15 protein-coding genes and 1 pseudogene are annotated in these 18,771 nt (G+C 43.3%); 2 read left to right on the top strand and 14 right to left on the bottom strand.

Annotation, left to right across the window (positions count from 1 at the left end; genetic code table 11):
* Nucleotides 1-137: 137 nt before the first annotated feature.
* The 7 genes and pseudogenes from ACTNBR_RS04710 to ACTNBR_RS04680 form a co-directional block, all read right to left on the bottom strand.
* A pseudogene (locus tag ACTNBR_RS04710) lies at nucleotides 138-788 on the bottom strand (flavodoxin family protein); the annotation flags it as partial.
* Nucleotides 789-860: 72 nt separating this feature from the next.
* Nucleotides 861-1,118 (bottom strand): TfoX/Sxy family protein, encoded by a 258-nt coding sequence (locus ACTNBR_RS04705; RefSeq protein WP_427806311.1) that lies wholly within the window; start codon nucleotides 1,116-1,118, stop codon nucleotides 861-863.
* A gap of 177 nt (nucleotides 1,119-1,295) precedes the next feature.
* Nucleotides 1,296-3,386: an alpha-amylase family protein gene (locus tag ACTNBR_RS04700; protein ID WP_441016584.1), complete on the bottom strand. Its 2,091-nt coding sequence runs from the start codon at nucleotides 3,384-3,386 to the stop codon at nucleotides 1,296-1,298.
* A gap of 21 nt (nucleotides 3,387-3,407) precedes the next feature.
* Nucleotides 3,408-5,588, bottom strand: a complete 2,181-nt coding sequence (locus tag ACTNBR_RS04695; protein WP_441016587.1) for an alpha-galactosidase — start codon at nucleotides 5,586-5,588, stop codon at nucleotides 3,408-3,410.
* A 102-nt stretch (nucleotides 5,589-5,690) separates the two neighbouring features.
* On the bottom strand, nucleotides 5,691-6,533 hold the full coding sequence (locus ACTNBR_RS04690) for a carbohydrate ABC transporter permease (protein WP_441016590.1): 843 nt from the start codon (nucleotides 6,531-6,533) through the stop codon (nucleotides 5,691-5,693).
* Nucleotides 6,533-7,411: a carbohydrate ABC transporter permease gene (locus ACTNBR_RS04685; RefSeq protein ID WP_441016593.1), complete on the bottom strand. Its 879-nt coding sequence runs from the start codon at nucleotides 7,409-7,411 to the stop codon at nucleotides 6,533-6,535. The genes ACTNBR_RS04690 and ACTNBR_RS04685 overlap by 1 nt, the downstream gene beginning before the upstream one ends.
* An 18-nt stretch (nucleotides 7,412-7,429) precedes the next feature.
* On the bottom strand, nucleotides 7,430-8,719 hold the full coding sequence (locus tag ACTNBR_RS04680) for an ABC transporter substrate-binding protein (RefSeq protein WP_320813177.1): 1,290 nt from the start codon (nucleotides 8,717-8,719) through the stop codon (nucleotides 7,430-7,432).
* 208 nt (nucleotides 8,720-8,927) lie between these two features.
* On the opposite strand from ACTNBR_RS04680, the gene ACTNBR_RS04675 reads away from it, so the two are divergent.
* Nucleotides 8,928-9,797 carry an AraC family transcriptional regulator gene (locus ACTNBR_RS04675; RefSeq protein WP_441016596.1) on the top strand — a complete coding sequence of 290 codons (870 nt, stop codon included), beginning with the start codon at nucleotides 8,928-8,930 and terminating at the stop codon, nucleotides 9,795-9,797.
* A gap of 159 nt (nucleotides 9,798-9,956) precedes the next feature.
* Here ACTNBR_RS04675 and ACTNBR_RS04670 read toward each other — a convergent pair whose 3' ends face one another.
* Complete coding sequence (locus tag ACTNBR_RS04670) at nucleotides 9,957-10,343, bottom strand: RidA family protein (RefSeq protein ID WP_441016599.1); 387 nt, start codon at nucleotides 10,341-10,343, stop codon at nucleotides 9,957-9,959.
* Nucleotides 10,344-10,533: 190 nt separating this feature from the next.
* On the opposite strand from ACTNBR_RS04670, the gene ACTNBR_RS04665 reads away from it, so the two are divergent.
* Nucleotides 10,534-11,235, top strand: coding sequence for a helix-turn-helix transcriptional regulator (locus tag ACTNBR_RS04665; RefSeq protein ID WP_427818898.1), 702 nt, complete (start codon nucleotides 10,534-10,536; stop codon nucleotides 11,233-11,235).
* 138 nt (nucleotides 11,236-11,373) lie between these two features.
* On the opposite strand, the gene fliB is transcribed toward ACTNBR_RS04665, so the two are convergent.
* From fliB to modA, 6 genes are all read right to left on the bottom strand, one after another.
* A complete protein-coding gene (gene fliB / locus ACTNBR_RS04660; protein WP_441016602.1) occupies nucleotides 11,374-12,480 on the bottom strand; it encodes a flagellin lysine-N-methylase in 1,107 nt (368 codons plus the stop codon).
* Nucleotide 12,481: 1 nt separating this feature from the next.
* Nucleotides 12,482-13,165 carry a Crp/Fnr family transcriptional regulator gene (locus ACTNBR_RS04655; protein ID WP_441016605.1) on the bottom strand — a complete coding sequence of 228 codons (684 nt, stop codon included), beginning with the start codon at nucleotides 13,163-13,165 and terminating at the stop codon, nucleotides 12,482-12,484.
* Nucleotides 13,166-13,804: 639 nt separating this feature from the next.
* A complete protein-coding gene (locus ACTNBR_RS04650) occupies nucleotides 13,805-15,892 on the bottom strand; it encodes a molybdopterin-containing oxidoreductase family protein (RefSeq protein WP_441016608.1) in 2,088 nt (695 codons plus the stop codon).
* Nucleotides 15,893-16,054: 162 nt separating this feature from the next.
* The gene (locus ACTNBR_RS04645) at nucleotides 16,055-17,095 is read right to left on the bottom strand and encodes a sulfate/molybdate ABC transporter ATP-binding protein (protein ID WP_441016611.1); all 1,041 of its coding nucleotides are present in this window, start codon (nucleotides 17,093-17,095) and stop codon (nucleotides 16,055-16,057) included.
* A gap of 45 nt (nucleotides 17,096-17,140) precedes the next feature.
* Complete coding sequence (gene modB, locus ACTNBR_RS04640; protein ID WP_441016614.1) at nucleotides 17,141-17,845, bottom strand: molybdate ABC transporter permease subunit; 705 nt, start codon at nucleotides 17,843-17,845, stop codon at nucleotides 17,141-17,143.
* 13 nt (nucleotides 17,846-17,858) lie between these two features.
* The gene (gene modA / locus ACTNBR_RS04635; protein WP_441016617.1) at nucleotides 17,859-18,767 is read right to left on the bottom strand and encodes a molybdate ABC transporter substrate-binding protein; all 909 of its coding nucleotides are present in this window, start codon (nucleotides 18,765-18,767) and stop codon (nucleotides 17,859-17,861) included.
* Nucleotides 18,768-18,771 lie beyond the last annotated feature (4 nt).

Raw genomic sequence — 18,771 nt, 5'->3', positions numbered from 1 at the left:
GAATTAGCAATACCTGCTATACTATTTTTACGTTTCTGTAAATCATTTTACACAATTATTACCGTTTTAATACAAACTGCTGTTTTCGCACCAATATACTTTTCGGTCCAGTTCCATCCTCCCGCTGACTTGATCTTTTATTTCCAGGGCCGCTTCTTTCCGTGCCAGCCCCGTTCTTCCCAATATCCGTAATCCGGTTCCATCGGCGCAAAATGCTTATGAGCCATGCGCATCAAATAGAACCACATTTTTGCGCGCCTGTTGCATCCCTGTTTTCCTGCATTTTCCCGAATCTGCCCAGCCATCTTATCCGTTTTCCTATGGATACTCTTCTTAATCCCGTCCGGAATTTCATCCGGTCTCGCTACCTGAACACCGATTCCCAGACGGTACACTTTTGAAATACCCCACATTTCAAGACTGTCCGCCATATCCTTCACCGTACTTTTCATTCTGCCTCCGGCAGCCGTGCTGATCGCAACTGCCTGCTTTCTGCTCATTTCCGGCCTTGGTCTGTGTACCATCCACCAGGTTCCGAAATGATCCAGGAAACTCATCATCTGACCGGAAGCATGGTATACATAAACCGGACTTGCCAGGATAATGAGATCCGCGCTGAGAACTGCCTTTTCTAACGGCTCCGGTTCTTTGTAATGCGGACATTTCGATAATTCTGTCTGAAAACAGGTAAAACACCCCGTGCAGTGCTTATTGAAATTTCGCGGCAAAAAGAACTCATCAATCTCGCCGCCGACCTTGTCTGCCAATTCTCTCGCCACCATGTATGTACTTCCTTTATGACTTTACCCGTGTAATATTACAATTTTCATAATAAAATAACGCTTCCCTTCGCACTCTATCTATCTTCTATGTTCTCTATAGAAATCTTTCAAATCAGCTTTCACTTCGTCGGGCAGCATTGTTTTCTTGACTCCCCGAATCGCTCCTTCCAATGCCATCAGCCGGTTTATACAAGCGGATTCATCGATTTCCTGTATTTTCAACCATGCCGCTTTCGCACCAATTTCATGCAATTCTGCAGCCGTCGTAATTCCAACTTGTATCAATTGTTCTTCTACTACTTTTCCAATATTCGGAAGAGTTGATAATTCTCCCATGACTCCTACCTCTCTATTTTACTCATAATGTTCAATTATATTTTACTTAATTTCTTTTGATGCTGATAGGTAAATAATGAAGATGGATGTGTCAATTTTATAGTCATTAGATTGCAGCAATCAAAAAACAGCCAATCTGCCGGCAAGTTTGCAGACTGGCTGTTCATTTAGACATTACTATACTTTATTATGTTTTTTTGCCGCTCTTCTTTTACTTACATTTCTGATCTTTTTGTTCTTGTTCGGAACTGAAACCGGCTTCACAGGTTCTTTTTTTTCTTCTAACGGCGCAGTCACTGTTTCCGAAGATTCTTCTGCCGCGTCACCTATTACACTTTCTTCCGCGATCGGCTCTTCCTCTATAACGTCTTCCGCCACAACTGCTTCCGCTATAGCTTCTTCCGCCACATCTTCTTCCATCTCATCTTTATCCTTCGCAGTCATCGCCCAGATAAAGTCATGTGCCGGAATCCTGATATCTTTGAGCTCTGTTTTTTCTCCGGTAATCAGGTTCGCATATTCTCCTTCTTCATACATCCAAGCAGTTCTTTCCTGGTCGCTGAAGTTGTAGAAGCTGTAGAATTTCTCACCGTCTTTTTCACGCATGATACCAAGAATCGCGGTATCATGAACGTCGTAAGTATATACGTTGGCGGAAGCATCGAAAATTGCTTCGTTCTTACGAATCTGCTCCAGCTTCGACAACGCCTGGAAGATCTTTCCCTGGACAGTATCCGGATTCTGGCAGTTTTCTGTCAAATCCCACCGGAACGCACCGCGGTGAATATAGCGGCTGTCTACGCATTTATCCGGATCTTTCTTATAAGTATAATCATTGACCTGTCCGATTTCATCTCCGCTGTACAGCATTGGGATACCGGACTGGGAGAGCATATAGGCATGAAGCATCAGGTCCATGCGGATAGCTTCTTCCATTTTCTGAGCATTCTGTTCAAATCCGGCGCTTTCTACTCCGCACATGGAAGCTGTTGTTCCGCAGAATCTTGCATCCTGTGTGACAGGATCATCGTTGTAGAGTTCTCCGCGGCTCGGACTTCCCTCGAATTTACCTGTGAAATAATCATTCAGGAACCGTTTGTGTTCCACTTCTTTCATTCCCCATGATCTCAGAGTGCCAAAATCAAGTCCCCATCCTATATCATCATGGCAACGGAGATAATTCAGGAATGTATATTCCCTCGGAAGGCTGTTTACGATATCAAGCTGCTTCTTCAACAGGCGTGTATCCTTGGTTGCGACACTGTTCCATGTGGTTGCCATGGTCGTTACGTTGTAAAGCATATGACATTCCGGCTTTTCTACCGTACCAAAATACGGAACTACCTTCTCCGGTTCCATGACTACTTCACCGAGAAGTGCCACACTCGGGCAGACAATCTCACCGATCATGCGCATCATACGGACAATGGTATGTACCTGCGGAAGGTTTCTGCACGGGGTTCCGAGCTGTTTCCAGATATAAGGAACTGCATCGATCCGGATGATGTCCATTCCCTGATTTGCGAAGAACAGGAAATTATACATCATTTCGTTGAATACCCGCGGATTCCGATAATTCAGATCCCACTGATACGGGTAAAATGTCGTCATTACAAAATGTCCGGCTTCCGGTACCCATGTAAAATTCCCCGGTGCGGTTGTCGGGAACACCTGCGGAACCGTTTTTTCAAATTCTCTCGGGATATCATAATTATTATAGAAGAAATAACGGCTCATGTATTCTCCGTCACCGTTCTTTGCCTTTACCGCCCATTCATGGTCCTCTGAAGTGTGATTCATTACAAAGTCCATGCAGAGATTCATCTCTCTTTTATGACAATCCTCCGCCAGATCAGCCAGATCCTCCATCGTTCCAAGCTCAGGCTTCACCTTACGAAAATCGGCGACTGCATATCCTCCGTCGGATTTTCCTTTCGGGGAATCCAGAAACGGCATCAGATGGATACAGTTTACATTACATGATTCCAGATAGGAAAGTTTCTCCTTCACACCTTTCAGATTGCCTGCAAAATTATCGATGTACATCATCATTCCCAGCATATCGTTCTTCTTGAACCATCCCGGATTCTCTTCCCGGATCAGATCTCTCTCTTTCAGAGATTCATGCCGGTTGGTATAATATTCATACATCTGAGAACATAATTCTGCGAACATATCTTCATTATGGTACAACTCCATATAGAGCCATTTTAATTCATCGTGGTGTTTATTCATCCTTTTCTGAAATACTGTATCTGCATTAACCATAATATTAACGTCCTTTCTCTATCAGTTTCTCACCAGATAAATCTGTATCGCCTGGTACTCACTCATACTTGCCAGAACCGGAATTCCCGCATCCATCAGTGCCGCCCCGCTATAAAGCGCACCTGTAGTCTGATTCCTATACATGGCATCTTCGTCCAGCCCCTGAAGTCTGACATAAGAAGCAGTCATATTTCCATGCATCTCAAGCATCACGATATTTAACAGGACTTCACTTCGATCCTCTGAGACAAACTCCCATGCTCCCGTCTCATCTTCAAAGGGATTGGTCAGGCGGAAATAGGTTCCGTTCTGAATCAGATCTGCATATCTATGATAATCCTGAATCTGTCTGCGGATTTCTTCTTTTTCTTCACTGCCGAGTTTGCCCAGATCAAGCTCATATCCAAAGGTTCCGGCCATTGCCACAACGCCTCTTGTATTCATCGGCATCGTTCTGCCTGTCTGATGGTTCGGAACTGCAGATACATGAGAACCCACCGCTGAAACCGGGAACCCGAATGAAGTTCCATATTGAATCCGAATCCGGTCTGCCGCATCGGTATTATCACTGCACCAGATCTGCGGTGTATAATATAACATCCCCGCGTCAAACCTGCCGCCTCCTCCGCTGCATCCTTCAATCAGCATATCCGGATAGCGGTTCACAAGACGCTCCAGGAAATCATAAAGTCCAAGTATATAATCATAGAGGACTCTTCCCTGCTCACCTGCCGCTGCCGAGTAGACCTCTGCAATACTACGGTTGTAATCCCATTTCAGATATTCTATATTTCCCTGATCAAGTACCTCACAGATTTTATCATAGATATAATTTACCACGTCCCTACGTGAAAAATCAAGTACAAGCTGATTTCTGCTTCGAACAGGCTTTCTGCCTGGTATCGCAAAAGCCCAATCCGGATGCTCGCGGTACAGATCACTGTCTTCACTTATCATCTCCGGTTCCACCCAGATTCCGAATTTCAAGCCTTCTGCATTGACTTTCTGAATCAGTTCACTTAATGGCATTCCCAGTTTCTTTTCGTTGACATACCAATCTCCCAGACCACTGTTGTCATCGTTCCGTTTGCCGAACCATCCGTCATCCATGACCAGCATTTCGATTCCGGCTTCTTTGGCATGTCTGGCAAGCCGGCAGAGAGATTCGCCTGTAATATCAAAATAAGAGGCTTCCCAGCTGTTCAGAAGCACCGGCCGCACTTGATTCTTATATTTTCCCCTGCAAATATGTTTCCGGATACATGCGTGCTGATTCTGAGAAAGACGGTTCAGTCCCTGATCCGTATAAGTAAGGATTACTTCCGGTGCGAAGAAACTTTCACCCACGTCGAGCGGATAACAGAATGCTTCATCCTGAAGCCCCATCAGCATTCTCGTCTGATTATACTGATCTTTCTCAACTTCCGCCTTAAATTCACCACTGTAAACAAAGTTCATCGCATAGCAGCTTCCATGTGATTCGGTTGTCTCGTGTCCTGCAAGAATGACTACCGGACTGTACTGATGGCTGGATGTGCCTCTGCGGCTTCCGATCACTGTATTTGCATGCAGCACTTCGCTTCTCTGGAAATTTCGTTCCATCACATGGCGCCCATAGAAGCTGATTACATCATATCTTCCTCCTACAAAGTCAAGACAGGCAGACTGCACTTTTTCCAGATAAAGCTTATGTTTCCCCGCATTTTTGACTATGACACTTCTGGTAATGATATTCTCCTCCGGAAGAACACCATATAATAAAGTCACTTCCAATCCGTTTACCGGATCCACAAGATCAATTTCCAAAGTTTCGGCTTCCTTCTCCGAAGCATAGACTGCCGGAAGCCCCGGAAGACTGTATTTTCCATCTTTTATTTCATATCCACGAAACTTAAGATCACTTCCCGTGATTCCCGCGCCGTCACGGACAATCAATGCCGTACTCCGATAATCGCCCGTTCCTCTGCAGGGATACTCCTGCGGGAGCGCATCCATCGAATAGGTACGATCCTCACCCGCCTCATACGGATTTCCCGAAAAGCCTCTGTCAGCGCAAGTAATAAGGTAATCCATACATCCTTTTGCTTTCCTTCCATAATAAAGATGAAGAAGATATCCGTATGCATCTATCTGCATTTGGTATGTCGTTTCTTTTGTGTCTAATGTAAATACTCTTGTTTTCTCTTCAAAAATAATGCTCATGCTGTCTCTCCATTTTTAATTGCCATATTTTTGTTGTTACAGCGCAAGGGCCAAAATTAATTTTGACCCTTACTTTCACCTTATATTATATACATTTGATTCTTATTTTACAGCCCCATTTACCACACCATTTAATATTTGTTTCTGACAGATCAGATAGAAAATCAGAATTGGCAGAAGTGCCAGCAAGTAGGACGCAAATGCCAGATTAAAATTGGTTCCGAACTGCGTCTGGAATGTCATCTGTGCCAGTGGGAGGGTTGTCATACCGGAACCTGACATAATGACAAGCGGAGTCATAACATCGTTCCATGTTCCGAGTGCTGTCAGGACCGCAACGGTTGCATGCATTGGCTTCATGATCGGGAAAATGATTTTCCAATAAGTCTGCCATGTTGTCGCACCGTCCACATAAGCTGCTTCTTCCAGTGCCATCGGTATATTTACCAGATAGCCGGAGTAAAGAAGGACATTCATCGGCATGTAGAATACCACATAAAGGATGATGACACCAACCCAGTTCGCAAGCCCGAGATGCGCAGTCTGTTTTACCAGCGGCATCATTAGGATTGCGAAGGGTACGAACATGCCACTGACGATGTAGAGATACACAAAATTATAAAATTTGCTGTGTCCTTTATTTCTTCCGATCGCGTATCCGATGAGGGAGTGGACCACAATGGAGATCACAACCGTCAATACGGTGATCAGGATACTGTTAAATAAAGAGTGCCAGAAATCGGTCACCCGCATAGCTTCCGCAAAGTTGGAAAGGCTCCAGCTCTTCGGAAGAGAAAGGATTCCGCTAATGCTGTTCGTCATCTCTGACGGCTGCTTGAATGCGATCACGATCGTCATATACAGCGGAAAAATAACAGTAATAAGTCCCAGGATCAGTAAAATCGTAACCGGCCAGTTTACTTTTGGATTTACTTTCGTCTTCATTATAACTGCTCCTCCTTCTTACCTAATACTCCAAGCTGGAATACGGAAATTCCAACGATTACAATAAAGAAGATTACCGCGTTGGCACTCTGGAATCCAAACTGTCCGCCGCCCATACCATTCTGGTAAATGAGGTAGGAGATGGATTCTGTACTCTGTGCAGGGCCGCCTTTCGTTAATGCCATGATCTGATCGAATACCATCAGGAAGTTCTTCACGCAAAGCACCATGTTGATGGTGAAGAACGGAAGGATCAGCGGGAAGGTCAGATTCTTGAACTTCTTCCAGCCTGTCGCTCCGTCGATGGAACCGGCCTCGTATACATCCTCCGGCACTGTCTGCAGACCGGAAATATAAATGATCGTGTTCATCGCAATGGACTGCCATGCGCAGACGATCACAACTGCTATCCAGGCCAGCTTCTCATTGGAAAGCATACTGGAACCAAGTGTTCCGCTTCCGATCATCTTGCCGAATGCCGGAAGAATATATGTAAAGAAATAGTTGAAAATGTAACCCACAACCAGTGCGCCTAAAATATTCGGTACAAAGTATGCTCCGCGAAGCGCACTCTTGAATTTGATTTTACTGTTCAGCCCCAATGCAAGTACAAGACTGATTACATTTACCACGATCGTTGCACAGATTGCAAGTTTGAAGGTGAACAGATAGGAGTTGCCTACCCGCGAATCCTGGAACAGGTCAATGTAGTTTCGAAGTCCTACCCAGTCATAGCTGCCGTAACCTTTGAAATTTGTAAAACTGTAAATAATGCCCTGAATCAGAGGCAGTGTATTAAAACAGAAGAATAATAACACAATCGGGATTGTAATCATAAGAAACGTGCGTTTCCGTCCTGTCATTCCTTTTTTATCCATGTTCCGGTTCCCCTTTCTCTAGTCTTCATCCGGATGTTCTGCTTCATATGCTTCTACTTTCCGGATAATATCCCTGTTATAACGTACCCAGTCCTTATCGAATTTCGCAAGGAAAGCATCGACATCCTGCTTCATAAGGAAGGTCTGGATCTGTGCATCCACCGACATTTCGGCCGGATAGTAATGATCCTGATAATCGGCCATTCTTCCGTCATCGATATAAGATTTCATGCCATCCAGCATAGGCGGCAGTTCGAAATCGCCTTCTTTACACGGTACTGCATTCTGGTTGTCAAGGTACTCCTGGATACTCTCATCTTCCAGGAGAAAACGAAGTACTTCATATGCTGCTTCCTTATTCTCGCAGTCTGCCATCACACAGAACTGAAGGTCGATACCGGAGTTCAGCACATTGTCCTCTTCCCTGTCATTGACCGGGAATACAAAAGAATCGATATCCATATCCGGATTTACAGATTTGATCTGTGGAACTGCATAGCTTCCGATCGTATACATCGCAGATTCTCCATTTGCGAAAGCAGTACATGCTCCGTTGTAATCGTAGGCAAACGGATCGTCCGGTCCATATGGCAGAAGCTCCAGCATTTTTTCAGCCACTTCACGGTACTCATCGGTAAATGTCGTCTCACCTTTGTTTACCTGACGGCATACATCCGGCTCGCAAAGTCCTACTGCCATTGCATTCCATGGTGCCAGTGTGGTCCAGGTGTCCTTAAATCCGAAATACAGCGGCAGGATACCTTCCGACTGAATCTCATCGCAGAGTGCGATAAATTCATCCCATGTTTCCGGGATCTTCCATCCGTATTCTTCGAACATCCCTCTGTTGTATAGGATTCCGGCAGCATTTGCTACATACGGCACTGCGTAGATACCTTCTTCCGGAACATACTCAAGCGCCTTATCAATATCTTTGTACGCCTGTTTGATGTCATTCAGGCCTTCAAAATCGGAGATATCCATCAGCATGTCTGAATCAACAAAAGATGAAAAGTTGACATCTCCTCCGATTCCGATGATATCCGGATTATCTTCTCTGATGAATCTGGTCTTTAAAATTGTCATTGCGTCACTTGGAGATTCAATGGTAAGATGAATGTCATCATGCGTCTCATTGAATTTCTGTTCAATTGCCTCAAACGCGTCGACAGCTTCTGGTTTGTACTGCACCAGATTGATTTCAATCTTGCCGTCTCCCTCCTTGTTTCCACAGGCTGTCAACATCATCGCCGCAACCATTGTAACACTCAAAAGTACGCTTACTAATGCTTTTCCTTTTCTTCGCATCTCTCATTTTGCTCCTTTCTCATAACTTCCGTGCTCCGGTGTTTGTTTGTAAGTTCATTATAACATTTCAAAATGCTATCATAAATAGCTGTATTTTTGGGATTTTATGCCAAAATAATGCCTTTATGTGATATAATTAAATTCATCTAGCATTTTGGTATAAAGTGCGGAGAAATCCGTGCATCATATAATTAAGGGGGATTATCCTATGAGTGATTTACTTTTTTCTGTCTTTCCAAATGAAAATTTTGTTGATCTCGGACTCTATCAGTACGGCTGGGAACAGTGTACTCCATCCCATTCTTTTGGTCCTGCCGCAAGAAATCATTTTCTCTTTCACTACGTCATTTCCGGAACAGGACTTCTTTTGGCAGACGATTCAAAAGGGGTGACTCAGACTTATCCAATTAAAAGCGGACAGGGTTTCATGTTGTTTCCCGGCCAGATTTCCACTTATGTTGCTGACAAAGAACTCCCCTGGGAATATACCTGGCTGGAATTTGACGGGCTCAAAGTTCATGAAATGGTAGAAATTGCCGGGCTTACCCGTGACGCTCCAATCTATCATGCCAAGTCCAAAGAACTGCGGCAGAATATGATGGGGGAAATGCTGTATATTGCGCAGAACTCAGACAAATCTCCGTTTCATCTGATTGGACATCTGTATTTGTTTCTGGACTATTTTACCCGTTCTACTGCCACGATGAGACTGAAGCAGGATGGACGCCTGCGGGATTTTTATGTAAAAGAGGCACTCTCTTTTATTGAACAGAATTTCCAGAATGATATCTCTGTAGAAGATATCGCAGGATTCTGCGGTCTGAACCGGAGTTATTTCGGTAAAATTTTCCGTGACACGATCGGGAAATCGCCTCAGGAATTTCTGATGAGTTACCGGATGCAGAAGGCAACCGAGCTTTTGAAGCTGACGCAGCTTAATATCAATGATATCGGAAATGTGGTCGGGTATCCGAATCAGCTGCATTTTTCACGCGCATTTAAAAATATTTACGGAATCTCGCCAAGACAGTGGCGGAATGAAAACCGGATCGGTCCTCCGGGAAGTGGAACCATATAGACCTAATATGATACAATGGTCCCAAAAAGAAGAGACGCAGCACCTAAAAGCTACGTCTCTTCTTTAAGTTGTACAATCAATTGTCTAAGAACCTGTTCGCATCGCTCAATATCCGCGATTGTTTTCTGGTGAGATTTAAAGCTTCGCCCGTAATCACTTTTATTCTGCTTTCAGAGCAACTACTTCGATTTCTACAAGTGCAGCCTTCGGAAGAGCAGCCACCTGAAATGCGGATCTTGCAGGATAGTTTCCTTCATTGAAAAATTCTGCATATACGCCGTTCATTTTTGCAAAATCGGCAATATCATTCAAATATACCGTTGTCTTTACAACGTCGTCCATGGTGCATCCTGCAGACTCGAGAATTGCTTTTACATTTTCCAGAGACTGTCTGGTCTGCCCTTCGATATCCGTTGCTACAATATCTCCTTTTTCCGGGCAGATTGGAAGCTGGCCGGAAAGAAAAAGAAGGTTTCCTGTGTTGATCCCCTGAGAATATGGTCCGATTGCAAGCGGTGCCTTGTTTGTGTTTAAAATAGTTTTCATTGCTTAATTCCTCCTGTTTATGCGCCTTTCATTCGGCTAATTTATTATTATAAGAATAATTTATCACTATATTTATTTAATGTCAACTTTTTCTTATTTTCACAATAGTTTTTTTCAGCATTGAAAAATAATGATTTGCATGCGATAATACTTTTAAGATATTTTATATCAAAGCGAGGGAATTTTATTTATGACATCAAGTATTTTAGAGCCATACAAGATACTGGTTGAATTTCTCGGTCAGGCCCTTGGATCAGATTATGAAGTAGTTCTTCAGGACCTTTCCAGTGAAAGCAAATCGATCATTGCAATTGCTAACGGACACATCAGCGGGCGCTCCGTAGGCAGTCCACTTACCAATGCCGCACTTCAAATGCTCTCTTCCAGGCTCTATGAATCCAGAGATTATCTGGCTAATTATAAAGGCATTGCCGAAAACGGACATATTCTACGCTCTTCTACCATGTTCATTAAAGATGAATCTGGTATTCCGATTGGAATGTTATGCATTAATTTTGATGACAGCCGGTATAACGACCTTCACGAAAAGCTTCTTTCCGTGATTCATCCGGCCTCCTTCCGTGGAAATACACCTGTTTTCCAGAAAACCTTATCCGTATCTCAGACAGAGGCACCGGAAGAATCCGTTCAGATCACGGAAAGCTTCCCGATGGACATCAATTCTTTGATGCAGAAAATATTCGAAGATTGTACAGCTGCGCTTACAACGCCTGTAGACCGATTGAATCAGCTCGAAAGGAAAGAAATTGTCAGCAAATTAAATGAACAAGGCCTTTTCAAACTCAAAGGAGCGATTTCCTTTGTCGCGAAAAAGTTCTCCTGTTCAACAGCAACCGTTTACCGGTATCTCAGTGAGATTACGGCGCAATAATAGAATTAAATAGTAACAGTTCAGCCATGAGCAAGAGCCTTAGTTGCTTCAGCAGTCGGGTCGAGCTTCATGGCCGAACTGGTACCTCCTAACACTGCCTATGTTACATATTACGCAGCATCACAATCAATACCTTACCTAGAGAATCTTCTTCAAATTTTCATCCGAATGCTCCACTTCTCTGGAATACCGATAGACCAGCTCTGTCAGTTCATCCAAATCCAGCATATATCCATTTCTCACCCAGCGTGCCTTAAAAAGTTCCTTAATGAGGAACACACTCTCCATCGCCATCCGCGCTTTTGCATAAATCTTTTCATCATAGACGGCACCACAGAAATAAGTAAAAAGGAAATAGACCATAAGCTGTTCCAGTTGAATGTCCATATCCGGCATCTCATTTTTCTGCCATTTTGCAAACTGCTCTGTCAGTTCTCTGTATTTTTCTGCACCGTCTGCATATAAGATTTCCTCGGTTTCCATAAGAACCGTATCCCAATCCTCCCGCAAAAGTTCCAATTCGTACAGCTTCCGAAATAACTTATGGGCATAGTAATACTGCTCCAACCGATTCTCATATGCCATAAAATATTCATATTTCTCTTCCACGAATTTGCGCGTTTTTTCCGTCTGGTACCGTTTGATCACTTCTTCACAAGAAAACATTTCCTCATGATTGATCCGAACCTGCAGATCATGCGCCATTCCCATAATGAGACCGATTCTTACAGCTAGAGAAATGCTTCTGTTCTGAAGAATCTCCAGCATTTTCTCCCTTGCATCTGCCAGAATAGAATACAAAAACGGATCAAAATCCTCGTATTCTTCTTCCCCTTCTTTTTCATAAGTAAGAAATCGAACCGGTTCTTTTCGGTTCATCAGCATTTTTGCCACTTCCGGACAGGATACGGAAAGTGTAATTTCCCGAATGTTTTCAAACTCTTCCACATGGCGCGGATACAGTCTGCAGGTTTTGCAAAGGCTCTCTTTTCCTAGATTTGAATACAGATCACAGAGATTATTTTCATTTAAAAACGCACATCTTGTTTCTTTATCCTGCCTGAAGGTTTCCTGCATAAAGTCCACGGAAGCGAACATTCTTTTGCGGAACCTCCCCTTCACCTGACCGTATTTTCTTAACGATTTCCTGTCGATCACAATCTGCCAACCGGCACAGCAGGTATCCTCACACTGATCTGCTGTGCAATAAAATTCTTTATAATAATCAGGTATTACATAACGCATTCTACTTCTCCTTTTCATGTATCACAAAATGATTCTTTCTCACCGTGAGAATCCCTTCTTTTTCCATCATTTTCAGTTCGTGTGACAGCACGCTCCTATTAAGCCCTAAGTAGCTTGCCATCTGTTCTCTGTTAAAATCGATATCAAATTCATTGCTTTTATATCGGATCATTTGGATCTTCAAATATTTTTCAATCCTTCCTCTTGCACTTTTTGCGGATAGGATTTCGATCTTTCTGTACTTTCGGATGTCTTCATTTGCCAGAAACTGTACCGTCTGCTGGTATAGGAAAATCCGATCGCTTTCCGGGAGATATCCTTCCTGCTCCAGATATTTTACAGGGAACCAGAAAATTGATGCCTCTTCAACAGCATAAACTGAATACGGACTTGTTTTTTTCTGACTGATTGCAATTTCCAGTCCTACTACATAAGAAGGGAGCAGTTTCTGGACCATCTGCTCTGTTCCATCAGGATAGTATTGGACCTTGCACAGTTCACCTGATATCAGGATTCCGATTTCATGAAGCACCTGTTCTTCTTGGATGATCATTTCATTTTTCGTATATTGGCGCAGCTTTCCATTCAGACTGCGAATCGTTTTCTCGGCACGTTCTCTTTCCAGATTCCGAAATAAAATGCTTTGGAAAATTTCTTTTTGAATTTCTATGTCTTTTTTGTCCATAATATTCTCTCCCCTATCGTTTGTATTATAGCATAGACTATAGAACGAAATTCACACTTTTTTCATTTGTTTAATAATCTGTAGTATGCTATACTCGTTTTACTTGGAAATATCGATTGCAGCTCTATATTTTCAACGCCGTTCGGCAAATCATTCAACTTTATTAACCTATTTACTAATTTCAGACTCTATAATCCTTTGCGAAGTTACATTGCTATTTTTTTCCACGATTGTTATAATACATTATAGAAATTTCTGAATTCTTCTATTGCAGAATTTTCACAGCAAGCTGCATTCGTTCCGATTATGGTTTCTGCAGAAAGGAGAACCTATGACAAATAACCAGAATGAAAGTGCAGTGAAAAATCGTATTGTAAAAGATAACGGAGCAAAACTTATTGAAAGGGATACCCAAAGAATACTTTGATAATCTGGCAGAAAATACCCCGGATTATTTTTTAACATTGATCAGTAAGATTATTGCTGAACTTATGAAATCTGAATAAAACATAAACTTGGGATTTCCACTTTAATAATTTCTAAATTCATCAAAGCGGGAACCCCAAGTTTTTTTAATATACAATACCATTTATGGCAAAATATGCCAATGGGCGCTGGTCGTGACAAATGCAGCGTCCCCTATCTCACTATTTTTTCGATGCGGCATGGAACCGATTTCATAGTCGGGAATCCTGTAATTGGATCATTGTAATCCAGGCTTGTCAGTTCATTTACATTTCCTATTTTCCATGCTTCTGGCATATATGCACTTCCGCCGCCATGGGGAATGTGAATACAATGACGCGTCATGCCCGCCAGTCTGGTTTTGAATGTTCCTGTACCAAATGGAGTTGTCACTTGTGCCCAGTCTCCATCATCAATTCCCAGTTCTTTTGCATCTTCTGGTGAAAGATCCATATATGGATAAGGTTCTACTTTAGCAACACCCGGAAGGTTTGCGCCAAATACGCCCATTCTATGAAGACTTCTCGCACCTGTTGTCATTATGAATGGAAATGCCGGATCATTCATTTCCGGAATAGAACGTATATCGGTGTATTCCGGATATGGTGTAAATCCGTTTTCTTCTAAAAGAGTGGAACAGATTTCAAATTTTCCTGATGGAGTCGGGAAACCTGGCTGTCCGTCTGCACGAAGTCCGCCTGTTACATATTTTTTATAAATACGAGGAGGCTGTTTTTTTCCAGATCCAAAATCACCGGCATACGGCGGCATTTCTTCGCAAAGCCACTTCTTCAATTCTTCGACATTGGATGGATAATCATCACCCACACCAAGTGCTTTTGCAAGCCGTCCGAGAATGATACAGTCATTACAGCTTTCTCCTACCGGAGATATGGCCGGTTCCATTAACTGAATCGTTCCATTTTCATCTACATATGGTTTATAGGTTTCAAACAACGTACATGCCGGGAAGATTACGTCAGCATAGCGGGAATCTTCGGTTGGATATCGGTCTAATACGATCAGACAATCCAGTTTCTTATATACTTCCCTCCATTTCTTGCTGTCCGGGAACGTAAGCGCAGGGGAACCACCGGCAAGAATCAACGCTCTAATCGGATAAGGATCATCTTCCAGCACTGCTTTCGGAAAACGTGCAAACTGTCCACTTCCCATAAATTTGTAGAACATTGGGAATTCGCGGGTGCCGACCAGTTCTTCTTCCGGAAGTTCTTTTGGTTTAAAAGTAGGAAGTCCTTTACAGTTAAAATAAATACCTCCTTCTACGTCCAGCTTGCCCGTGATCGCCCATAATGTAAAAATAGCACGGTTATTCTGGATTCCGCTGAGCTGATATTCCAAGCCAGTATAAGAAACCAGTGAAATTTTCTCTGTTGAACAGAAGATATCAGTCAACTCGTTAATCATATCAAGAGAGACACCACACCATGCAGAAAGCTGTTCGATTGTCAAAGTGTCCAGATATTGTTTGAATTCTTCAAAGCCGCGCGTGTAATCGCGTACAAATTCTTTATCATAGCGTCCTGAATCAATGATGAGTTTTAACATTGCCAGAGCCAGAGCTCCGTCAGCGCCTGGGACAACCGGGATCCAGAGATCCGCAAGTTCTCCGATTCCTGTTTCACGCGGATCTATAACAATCAGTTTTGCGCCTCGTTCCTTTGCCGCTTTGATTGCCTTTAGTGCCATCTGTGGACCGTCATCTGTAGTGGAATTCTTCCCCCACGCGAAGATGTAATCACTATTTGGAATATCCTGTACCATCATACGAGTACCGATTCCCACGGTTGTCATTGGTGTGACCATGCTGGAAGCCATGTTGCAGATAGAAGCCACGTTGAAATCATTTGGTGAACCAAGACGTTTCATAAGACATGGCTTTGTTCCATTATTTAGAATACGACCGATCGGCATTCCAAGAACCCCTCGGCCAAGATAAGACGCCAGCGATTTTTTTCCATATTTTTCAGCTGTTTCGCGGATTAATTGAGCCGCATATTCAATTGCTTCTTCCCATGTGGCACGACGGAATTTTCCTTCTCCTTTTTCCCCATTCCGGATAAGTGGATATGTAAGACGATCCGGGCTGTACAAGAGTTCCGGGGTAAGTGCCCCCCGGACGCAAAGACGTCCTTTAGCTGATGCTTTATCTGGTTCTACACGTACAATCTTGCCATCTTCAATGGTGACATTTACCTGACACCCTCCCTGACACATTCCGCAAATACGATTTACTATCATATGTATTACCTCCTTTTCCCCTTTTGTTACATCATGTGATGTTGGGATCAAAAGCCTTTGACCCCATGATGCTTACAGATTTCTTCGCGTTTCACGCTCCCGAAATCCTAAAAACATTCGAAATCCGCCAATGGGCGCTGCTCGTGACGGATGCAGCGTCCCCTATTTAAGTACCAGTACTTTCTCATGCGGTACTACAAGCGCTTTCGGCATTCCTTTTTCATCGATTTTATCATACAGATTCCGCTGGACGAACCAGCAGATGTCCTCATTTCCTGCTTTGGATTTTATGAAATATTTTCGTTCAAATGGGCACTCTACCATGTTCCATTGTTCGACTGGAATTACATTTTCCATAGTCCCATTCCAGATTGGAATAAAATCGTGGGCTCTGATTCCAATAGATTTTGCCTGAGCAGGAATATCTCCTTTTAGTGTGATTCCCCATTCAAGGATATCGTATTTACCGTCACTTGCTTCAGATATCTTAACGATATTCTTGCATCCGGTGAGTCTTGCTGCGGCTTCCCACTGTGGGTTATCGAAGAGTTCTTTTGTCTTATCCATGCAGATTCCTTTTCCGTTTTCCATGATCAGAATTTCTTCGCTGAAGCTGTAGATTTCATCACGGCTATGGGATACGAGTATTGCTGTTCCATCGTAATCTTCCAGTAGTTCCAGTAGTTCTCTGAGCATCCGGTCCCGAAGGTGGGCATCGAGAGCCGAGAATGGTTCATCCAGAAGGATGACGTCCGGTTCGTATACCATGATTCTTGCAAGTGCAACTCTTTGCTGCTGTCCTCCGGAGAGCTGCCCGGGAAGGTGTTTTTCCAGTCCCTGTATCTGGAAACGTTCCATCATCCGGTGCACTTTTTCCATTTTTTCTGCTTTTTTACCGGTAAGACCTGCTGCTATATTTTCTTCCACCGTCATAGTCGGGAACAGTGCATAATTCTGAAAGAGATATCCTACTCTTCTTTGTTGTGGTTTTAAGTCTATTTTTTGATTGGTGTCAAGTAGAATCCGACCGTTTATGTTTACATATCCTTCGTCCGGGCGCTCGATTCCGGCAATGCTTTTTAAGGTCAGGCTTTTTCCGCAGCCGGATGCACCAAGGATTCCGATCCGTTTGCCCTTGCTTTGCATACTCACATCCAGGCAGAATCTTCCGAATTCTTTTTTGATTTTAATATCGATAGCCATCCTTTTCCTCCTGATTTGTTATCAGTTTCTTATTACTGCCTTTTCTTACCAGTGCCTGATGTTCTTCATCTTCTTGCCGGATACCAGATTCATGAGTACGACGATTGCAAATGCGATCACCATCACAATTACGACCCATACACCTGCTGTCAGGAAGTCCCCATCCTGAATAACCATAGCGATTTTCTGGGAAATGGTTCCGGTCTTTCCGGGGATATTTCCCGCAAGCATGGAGGTTGCACCGTACTCCCCCATAGCTCTTGCAAAGGTAAGTACCGTTCCTGCTGCCACTCCGGGACCTGCCGCCGGTACGACAACTTTCCAGAAAATCTTCCGTTCCGACATTCCAAGCGTCCGCGCTGCATAGATTAAGTTTACGTCTACCTGTTCAAATGCTGCTCTGGCATTCCGGTACATGAGCGGAAATGCAATCACGGTTGCTGCGATCACACATCCTGTCCAGGACTGTACAATTTTAATGTCAAATGTCGTATAGAGATATTCTCCCACCGGTCTTCTGGTACTGAAAATCAATAATAAAATGAATCCTGCAACGGTTGGCGGAAGCACGAGAGGGAGTGTAAGGATCCCGTCCAGAACCGCTTTCACTCCCGCTTTTGCATACATACATTTTCGCGCTGCATAGATTCCAAGAAAAAAGGAAAGGATTGTCGCCGCCACTCCGGTCTTCAGCGAAATGAATAATGGGCTGAAATCCAGAGATGTAAGTATTTTTCCTATTTCTCCCATGCATCTGCTCCTTTTACTCTACATTTGTGTCAAAATAGTAGCTGTCAAATACCTGTTTTGCCTCATCCGATGTGATAAATGCGAGGAAATCAGCTGCCGCCTGCTTCTCGGCATCATCTGCTTCTTTATTTTCAACCTGGCAGACTGGATAGATTACATTTCCTGTCAGATCATAGCTTACTTTTTCAAGAATGTCTAATTTATCTTCATATCCATAAGTATCTGAGTAGTAGGTTGTTCCAACTTCACATGCACCTTCTGCAACAGCGATGAGAACTTTACTTACATTAGCCTGTTCACTGATTTCCACTCCGCCGAGTGCCTGGATAATTTCTTCAGTGGTAATAGCGGATACATCATCAACCTTATTCAGAATTCCAAGATTTACAAGTGCCTGACGAGTATATTTTCCTACCGGAACGCTTCCGCCTGCAAGTGCAATGCTCTTTGCTTTATTCAAAGTCTCAAGACCTGTAACTTCTGTACCACTGTCCTTTAATGTAACGACAACTACCTGGTTATTTACAACATTTTTTCTGGTTCCATCTACTACAAAGCCATCGGCTTCGAGCTGATCCATCTGTTTCTGTGCTGCGGAGAAGAAAATATCACATTCATATCCTTCTTCAATCTGTGTAAGCAGGGTTCCTGAACTGTCTGCATTAAATGTAATCTTCACTTCCGGATGCTCTTCATTATACTGCGCTGCCAGATCTGTCATAACGGTATTTAAGCTGGCTGCGATAAACACCTGAATTTCTACCGGCTCTTTTGTTTTCTCTTCCTGATCTGTCTCCTGCTCCTCTGTGTTCGCAGTTTCAGGCTCTGACTCTGTTTGAGCTCCGCATGCTGCAAGTCCCGCTGACATAGCAAGAATCATTGCTGCAGCTGCCAGTCTCTTTCCAATTTCTCTCATTTTCATAATT

The sequence above is a fragment of the Bariatricus sp. HCP28S3_F11 genome, from assembly GCF_052065395.1.
Classification (GTDB): Bacteria; Bacillota; Clostridia; order Lachnospirales; family Lachnospiraceae; genus Allocoprococcus.
Note: the sequence above shows the minus strand (reverse complement) of the source record. Positions and strands in the feature narration are given on the sequence as shown.

Coding starts and splice junctions, on each gene's coding strand:
- ACTNBR_RS04655 (WP_441016605.1), bottom strand. CDS start 13,165: ATGGACAAAAAAGACATAGAAATTCAAAAAGAAATTTTCCAAAGCATT.
- ACTNBR_RS04665 (WP_427818898.1), top strand. CDS start 10,534: ATGACATCAAGTATTTTAGAGCCATACAAGATACTGGTTGAATTTCTC.
- ACTNBR_RS04645 (WP_441016611.1), bottom strand. CDS start 17,095: ATGGCTATCGATATTAAAATCAAAAAAGAATTCGGAAGATTCTGCCTG.
- ACTNBR_RS04670 (WP_441016599.1), bottom strand. CDS start 10,343: ATGAAAACTATTTTAAACACAAACAAGGCACCGCTTGCAATCGGACCA.
- ACTNBR_RS04705 (WP_427806311.1), bottom strand. CDS start 1,118: ATGGGAGAATTATCAACTCTTCCGAATATTGGAAAAGTAGTAGAAGAA.
- modB (WP_441016614.1), bottom strand. CDS start 17,845: ATGGGAGAAATAGGAAAAATACTTACATCTCTGGATTTCAGCCCATTA.
- ACTNBR_RS04695 (WP_441016587.1), bottom strand. CDS start 5,588: ATGAGCATTATTTTTGAAGAGAAAACAAGAGTATTTACATTAGACACA.
- ACTNBR_RS04685 (WP_441016593.1), bottom strand. CDS start 7,411: ATGGATAAAAAAGGAATGACAGGACGGAAACGCACGTTTCTTATGATT.
- ACTNBR_RS04650 (WP_441016608.1), bottom strand. CDS start 15,892: ATGATAGTAAATCGTATTTGCGGAATGTGTCAGGGAGGGTGTCAGGTA.
- fliB (WP_441016602.1), bottom strand. CDS start 12,480: ATGCGTTATGTAATACCTGATTATTATAAAGAATTTTATTGCACAGCA.
- ACTNBR_RS04675 (WP_441016596.1), top strand. CDS start 8,928: ATGAGTGATTTACTTTTTTCTGTCTTTCCAAATGAAAATTTTGTTGAT.
- ACTNBR_RS04690 (WP_441016590.1), bottom strand. CDS start 6,533: ATGAAGACGAAAGTAAATCCAAAAGTAAACTGGCCGGTTACGATTTTA.
- ACTNBR_RS04700 (WP_441016584.1), bottom strand. CDS start 3,386: ATGGTTAATGCAGATACAGTATTTCAGAAAAGGATGAATAAACACCAC.
- modA (WP_441016617.1), bottom strand. CDS start 18,767: ATGAAAATGAGAGAAATTGGAAAGAGACTGGCAGCTGCAGCAATGATT.
- ACTNBR_RS04680 (WP_320813177.1), bottom strand. CDS start 8,719: ATGCGAAGAAAAGGAAAAGCATTAGTAAGCGTACTTTTGAGTGTTACA.